Origin of the sequence: Streptomyces sp. NPDC051041 (assembly GCF_044456065.1) — a bacterium.
Classification (GTDB): Bacteria; Actinomycetota; Actinomycetes; order Streptomycetales; family Streptomycetaceae; genus Streptomyces; species Streptomyces glaucus.
In genome coordinates, this window is the sequence record NZ_JBITFM010000023.1 from 72896 (window position 1) to 80011 (window position 7116).

The following is a 7116-nucleotide window of genomic DNA, read 5'->3' on the forward strand; positions in this document are numbered from 1 at the left end:
GTGTTCGGCGAGCCCCCGAACCTACCCACATGACATTCATTTTCAAGGGTTCGGAGCGGTCATGAGGGTCGCGTTCGTCGGCAAGGGCGGCAGCGGGAAGACCACGCTGTCGGCGCTGTTCTCCCGCCACCTGGCGCGCTCCGGCGCCCCGGTCCTGGCCGTCGACGGCGACATCAACCAGCACCTGGCCGAGGCGCTCGCCCCCGACGACGACCGCCCCTTCACCGCCCCCGCCCTGGGCCCGCACCTGGGCGACATCAAGGACTACCTGCGCGGCACCAACCCGCGGATCCCCTCGCGGGAGGCGATGGTCAAGACGACCCCGCCCGGACGCGGTTCACGTCTGCTGCGCCTGCTCGGCGACGACGACCTGCACGCGCGCCACGTCGGGCACGCCGGCGGCGTACCGCTGATGGTGACCGGCGAGTTCGACGAGAGCGACCTCGGGGTGGCCTGCTACCACTCCAAGCTGGGCGCGGTGGAGCTGTACCTCGGCCACCTGGTCGACGGCCCCGGCGAGTACGTGGTGGTCGACATGACGGCGGGCGCGGACGCGTTCGCCTCGGGCCTGTTCACCCGTTTCGACCTGACGTTCCTGGTGGCGGAGCCGACCCGCAAGGGCGTGTCGGTCTACCGCCAGTACCGCGACCACGCGCGCGAGTTCGGCGTCCGGATCGCGGTGGTCGGCAACAAGGTGACCTGCGAGGACGACCTGCTCTTCCTCAAGGAACAGGTGGGGGACGACCTGCTGACCCACCTGGTGCACTCGGACTGGGTACGGGCGGCGGAACGGGGCCGCCCCCGAGGGGAGCTGGAGTCCCACAACCGCCACGCCCTGGACGTCCTGCGCGAGGCGGTCGACGCGCACCCCAGGGACTGGGAGCGCCTGCACCGCCACGCCGTCGAGTTCCACCTGCGCAACGCCCGCGCGTGGGCGAACGAGGCGACGGGCCGGGACCTGGCGGACCAGGTGGACCCGGACTTCGCACCGGGCCCGTCGGCCCTGTCCTGACCCCCTCACCGGCTCGCTCCCCCGGCGCGCCGCCCCTCACCGGCTGCTCGGCGCCCGCCGCGTCGAGCGGCCGGACCAGGTCCTTGCGCCCGCATCCGATCAGACGGGCGCGGCGGGCCGCCGTCAGCGCCCCGTGGACGCGCGGCATCACCCGATCGCGTGAACCGATCCGTTCTCCGTTCCGCCGGGGACGGTTGTCGGAGGCAGGCGATATCCTCGCAGGACGCTTGCGACACATGTGTCTTACGACCACGGGGGGTGTCCATGCATGGCCGCGGCCAGAGTTTCCCTCAGGACTGCCCGGGCGGCCACCCGGGCATGTCGACCGAGGCGGGCATCGACGTCCAACGGCAACTGGAGTCCCTGATCCAGGACTTCCGGACCGGTGATCCGCCGATGCCGGTCATCGTGCTGCACGCCGAGGACCCCGCCGACGACGCCCGCGTCACCGAACTCGTCGACGAACTGCGCGAAGGGCAGCAGCGCCACGGCACCCGCCTGGCCGTCGCCCCGACCGAGCCGCAGCCGGGAGACCACCTCGACCCCACGGCCCGGGCCGCGCGGCTCCTGCGCGACCTCGGCGACTCCAGGAAGTGGGGCGACCGGTCCGCCGCCTACCGGCCCTACTCCTTTCCCCGCCTGGGCCTCGTCCGCGCCCTGCAGGAGGCCACCGACGATCCGGAGATGCGCGAGCACTGGCCGACCTCCCCCGCCGGCACCCCCGACGGGAACGCCCAGCGGGAGCAGGCCCAGGTCCACCTGCTGCGCATCCTGGCCCGGCAGCGCTGGCGCCCCCGCAGGCCCCCGCGCCGGCAGATGCTCCTCACCGACGTGCAGCAGTTCCTCCCCATGGGCGTCCTGGGCGCCTTCACCGCGCTGCTCACCCGCCCCGAGTGGTACGTCGCCGTGCTGGCCGGCGTCGGGCTGATGATCCTGCTCGCCGTCCTGAACCACGTCCCCGGCCGCGCGCCCCTCTTCCTGTGGCTGCGCAGGGAGAGCCGGTGGTTCCTGACCACGACGTTCCTCCAGTCCGCCGCCCGCCGGCAGTCGACCAGCGTGCGGCTGCTGCGGCCCGTCCGCTCCTGGGGAGCCATAGCGGCCCGCGCCTACGACGTGGCCGAGGCCATGCGGGAGGGCGGCCCGTTCCCCCTCCAGCTGTACGTGCTGGCGCTCTTCGAGGACCTGCGGGACAACCACCGGCGCGGCAGCTGGGACCTGCGGGGGGTCAAGCGGACGCGTCCGCCGGTGCTGTTCCTGCGCCGGGCGGGCCGGGAGAACGGCGGCATCGAACTGATCAGGGCGGTCAGCGACGTCCGCAGCCGGCGCAGCGAACTCGACCCGCTGCTGATCGTGGCGGGCGTGGCGGCGGACGACGCCGCGCTGCTCGACCGCGGCGCGGACGGGGACCCGCCGGCCGGCCCGGTACCCTCCCCGCCCCGGTCCTCGCGCCGCCGACAGCGGCTGCGGGACTGGTACGACGAATGGGCCGGGAACCTGCGGGCCGACCAGTCGCCGAGCAGGACGAACGCCCTGCCCTGGGTGCTCAGGATCCCGCTGCCCCGGGAGGAACTGGTGCAGCTGCGGGAGACGGAGTGGCGGTGCGTCAGGGCCAGGCACCGGCCGCCCCTGGTCCGCGTGGTGTGGTCGGCGCACAGCCTGCTCGTCGTCCTCGTCCTCGCCGTCACCACGGGCGTCGTCCACTCCCGTGAACTGCACCGGACGTACTGCTCGGCGGGTCCGCTGACCGCCAACCGCGACACCGAGCGGCGTCCCGCGCCCGGCGACGGCACGGAGTGCGTCGGGATAGCCACCGGGGACGTCCGGTTCGGCGCGTACCTCCGGGGCGGAACCGACGAGGAGGCCAGGAGGCTGCGCGACCTGGAGAAGCTGGTGCACGCCGAGAACGCCGAGGTACTGCGCGACCACTCCGAGGCCTACGTCACGGTGGTGTACGCCGGACCGCTGAGTTCCTCCCCGGTGGAGTCCTCACTGGTCAAGGGCGCCGAAGAGCTGGCCGGGGTGTACCTCGCCCAGCGCGTCGTCAACGAGAACTACACGGTGAAACTGCGGGTGCTGCTCGCCAACGGCGGTGCGGACATGGGGCACCAGCGCGTCACGGCCGACGCGATCGCGCGGTACGCCGACCGCGACCCGACCGTCGTCGGCGTCGTCGGCTTCGGCCGTGACCTGGAGAGCAGCTCCGACGTCACGGACCGGCTCCACGAGGCGGGACTGCCCATCGTCTCCGGCACCAACTCGGCCACCTACCTGCCGAAGGACTTCTCCAACTGGTTCAGCCTCGCGGCCCCCGACGAGCACCAGGCGGAGGCGCTCGGTCTCATCGCCGAGCAGCTGCGCGCCCCGGGGAAGGACTCGTACGCCCTGGTGCTGGCCCGCGACACCGAGAAGTCCCAGGACCGCTACACCGGCGAACAGGCCTTCTACGGCGGGGAGATGCTGAAACGGAAGGGCTTCCGGCTGCTGCCCGAGCGGAGGTACCGGGTGGCGAACGGAAAACCCGAACTGCGGCTGCACGCGGAGAGCATCTGCAGCGGTGAGCAGGTCCCCTCGGTGATCTACTTCGCCGGGCGGGTCGAGGACATCGGACCGCTGATGACCCAGCTGAGCACCGAAGTGGACTGCGCGGACAAGGACATCTCGATCCTCACGGGCGACGACCTGAGCAAGGCCAGGTTCTCCGGCACGGGCGGCCGCGACGGCGTGACCCCACGGATCACGCTGTACCACGCGGCCCTGGCCGAGCTGGAGAAGGCCGCGTCCCGGACCACCTTCTACGAGGACGCCGCCCATCACCTCCCCTGGCTGGAGGGCAGGAAGGTCACGTACGACGACGCCGAATTCTCCAGCGGGCAGACGGCCCTCTCCCACGACGCCACACGTGCGCTGCACTGGGCGGCCAGCCGCGGGGACGCGCCCCAGAGCCGCGCGGCGACCTGGGTCAACCTCAGAGGCGTCAAGCTCGACGGGATGGCCACCGGAACGATCGACTTCACCGGCGCGCCCCCGTACGGCGAACGGCATGGCCACAGCATCGTCCTCAAACGGGTCCGGAGGACCGCGTGGGGCGTCCCGCAGGCGGAGGTCCTGTGCAGCAGACCGGCCGGTGACACCGAGCCGCTCGACGTGACGGAGTGCAGGATCGAGTGAGCGGAAACCGGGCGGGTTGACCGGAACGGCGGTCGGCCGGCGAACGCGCCGCCCGTATCCGCTGTTTCGGCGAGGAGGGCACTGCTCCGGATGGTTGCCGTCGAAGGGCGGGTCGTCCAGGCCGGTCCGCTGATCGGGGGTGAGGTCGAGGTAGGTGACGGTCACGGCTGCTCCAGGGCGGTGGCCGCGGCGGCGCGGGCCGCGGTGACGATGGACCGCAGACAGCCGGGGACGTGCTCGCCGCCGACCACGAGAGCGCGGTCCAGGAGGGGTTGCCGGTCTCGCGGCTGGCCCCGGGAGCAGGGCGCAGGCGTGGCAGGCGGCCCGCGCCCACGGCGCTGCGCACCGCCTCCGCCACCCGGCCGCCCTCTCGGGGTGGGCCGGGCGGTCGCCGCGGGCCTCCCGCACGGCTCAGGCCGGTACGGCTCCGCGCTCCGATCCGCCGGTCATCACGCGCAGGCTCAGCGTCTCGGTGGCCAGCGCGGCGACCAGGGCGAGGCTCGCGCCGGCCACCCCGGGCAGGGAGGTGAACGGCAGCAGCAGGCCGAAGGCCAGGAACGCCGCGAGATGGACCGCCGCCGCCCGGGGCAGCGCCCGGCCGGCGCCCTCGGCGATGGCGACGGCCCGCAGCCGGCCGCGCACCGCCCACAGCGGCGGGGCGGCGGCGAGCACCACCATCCAGCTCAGCCCGAGGTCCACGGGTCCCGCCGGGACGTTGCTGAACCCGGCGAGGTACAGGCGCGCCACCGGGGTCAGCGCCACCAGCAGCGACACCGCGAGCAGCGCCCCGGCGAGCAGGACGGCGAACCGTGTGAGCACGGCCGGTGCGCCCGCCCTCCTCAGGAACGCGGCGCCGACCGAGTCGAGGTCGGACAGCGGCACGGTGCCCAGAGACACCAGGCCGTACAGCGCGGGCCAGACGACCAGCGAGTCGGCGGCCTGCTCCGAGCGGGCGATCACGACGGTGGTGACCAGCGCGGGGCTCATGTTGAGCAGCACACTGGAGGTGATCCGCGCGTGCTGCAGCACCAGGCCGCGCCCGGGGATGCGCGGCGCCGGCACCGGCGCCGGCCGCCGCGCCGACAGCGCCAGGCAGGCTGTCTCGGCCCAGGCCCCCACGGACAGGGCGAGTCCGCCGGTCGCCCCGGCCGGCACACCCGTCCGCCACAGGGCGAGGCCCGCGAGCGCGGTCGCGCCGATACGGACGACGGTGGCCACCGCGATGGGCCGGGTGGTGTCGGCGCCGATGAGACGGCCGTGCAGGAAGCGCCGGACCGCCACGGCGAGCGGCGCGGCCGCGAACGACAGCAGACAGGTGCGGAAGTCCTCCCGCACCTCCCCCGGCAGCCCCAGCAGCGCGGGGAAGCCGGTCGCGACGCCGGGCAGCAGCGCCAGCGCCACGAGCAGGACGCAGCCGGCCCCTCCGGTGACCAGGGCGCGGCGCAGCAGGGCCCGTGAGCCGTGGTTGCCGACCTCGGTGACGACCAGTGGGGCCAGGGCCAGGGCCGGGGAGTTCACGACGAACAGCACCGACAGCCCGGCGCCGAGGGCCGCCATCGCCGACGCGCCGCCGGACATGCGGCCGACGATCGCCACGACCAGCGGGATCTCCCAGGCCAGCATGGAGGAGCCGAGGGCGGTGGGCAGCCAGGAGCGGGCGAGCGAGGCGACCGAGGTGCGGTCGGCCTTGCCCCGGAGTGGTTCCGGTGAACGTTCTGCGGTCGTCACCGTGGCGGCCGGCCCTTCTGGCAGGGGCAGTCGGGGCGGAAGGAGAACTCGGTGAAGTCGAACGTCAGCGTCTCGGTGTTGACGTACAGGCTCCGGCCCGCGGTGCGGGAGGTCGACTTGGCCCCGGACACCAGGCCGATCACCTCGTTGACCGCGATGCCCGCCACCATGGCCACCAGGGTGCCGGTGAGGCTGCCCGACTTCTCCGCTCGCAGGATGTTCAGATCGCGGATGCCGACGCATTCCATGCACGGTGTCCGGCCGGGGAGCATGGTCGGGCCCACCCGGGCGCCCTTGTCGGTGATGCCGATCTGCCCGAAGGGCACGCCCGTGCGCAGGCTGGCCTCGTTCGACCAGCGGATCGCCTGATTGCGGGGACGGTCGTAGGCGTTGAAGAAGAAGTCGGCGCCGTCGACGAGTTTGACGATGTCGTCGGCGGACTCGATGCGCGTGTGATGGGGGATGAACCGGGAGCGCGAGTTCTGCAGGGCCAGGTGCCGCTTGAGCGCCTCCAGTTTGGGCACGCCGACATCCTGCTCGTCGAAGGTCGGGTGCGTGGGGAGGTTCTCCTCGGCGAAGGTGTCGAAGTCGACCGCTTCCAGGGTGCCGATGCCCGCGGCGTTCAGCAGCCGCAGCAGCGTCGTTCCGCCCGCGCCGGTACCGATCACCACGACCCGGGCCTCGCGCAGCCGGCGCATGCCCTCGTAACCGTCCCAGCCCGGGCGGTCGTAGAGCCTGAGGTGGTTGATCTGCCGGCTCCACCGGCGCAGATCGTCGGGGTCGAGCGCGGGTGCGGCCGCCGCGTCGTCCAGCACGCCCTGGGCGTCCAGGGCCGCCAGCCAGTCGTCCGTCTCCGGGAAGCGGGCGCGGAGCTCGTCGCGGGTGAGCGAGCCGTCGAGGGCGAGCGTGAAGGAGATCATCTCCTCGGTGGGATCGGCGATCCGCACCTTCTCGGGACCGATCCCGATGTACAGGTGCGGGTCCCCCTCCACCTGGTGGACCCGGAGGAACTCCTTGATCCTGGGTTGCCGCATCGTGGGTCTCCTGTTCTGGGGCGGGGCGGTGGCGGGGGGGGGGGGGGGGGGGCGCCCCCCCCCCCCCCCCCCCCGGGGGGGGGGGGGGGGGCCCGCTGTCGTTCTATTTTTTCGGGGCGCCCCCCAAGGGGGGCCGACGCCGCGACCACCCCCCCGACAGTGGGGGGGTAAGAA

Annotated in this window: 4 protein-coding genes; 2 read left to right on the top strand and 2 right to left on the bottom strand. The window is 73.4% G+C overall.

The window, feature by feature from the left end:
• Positions 1 to 61: 61 nt before the first annotated feature.
• Positions 62 to 1012, top strand: coding sequence for an ATP-binding protein (locus ACIBAI_RS26730; RefSeq protein WP_399038128.1), 951 nt, complete (start codon positions 62 to 64; stop codon positions 1010 to 1012).
• A 318-nt stretch (positions 1013 to 1330) separates the two neighbouring features.
• Complete coding sequence (locus ACIBAI_RS26735) at positions 1331 to 4180, top strand: ABC transporter substrate-binding protein (RefSeq protein ID WP_399038131.1); 2850 nt, start codon at positions 1331 to 1333, stop codon at positions 4178 to 4180.
• Between the two features lie 411 nt (positions 4181 to 4591).
• On the opposite strand, the gene ACIBAI_RS26740 is transcribed toward ACIBAI_RS26735, so the two are convergent.
• Together ACIBAI_RS26740 and ACIBAI_RS26745 are read right to left on the bottom strand one after the other, a co-directional pair.
• Positions 4592 to 5908 (bottom strand): hypothetical protein, encoded by a 1317-nt coding sequence (locus tag ACIBAI_RS26740; RefSeq protein WP_399038133.1) that lies wholly within the window; start codon positions 5906 to 5908, stop codon positions 4592 to 4594.
• Positions 5905 to 6942, bottom strand: a complete 1038-nt coding sequence (locus tag ACIBAI_RS26745) for a HesA/MoeB/ThiF family protein (protein WP_399038134.1) — start codon at positions 6940 to 6942, stop codon at positions 5905 to 5907. The genes ACIBAI_RS26740 and ACIBAI_RS26745 overlap by 4 nt, the downstream gene beginning before the upstream one ends.
• Between the last annotated feature and the right edge of the window lie 174 nt (positions 6943 to 7116).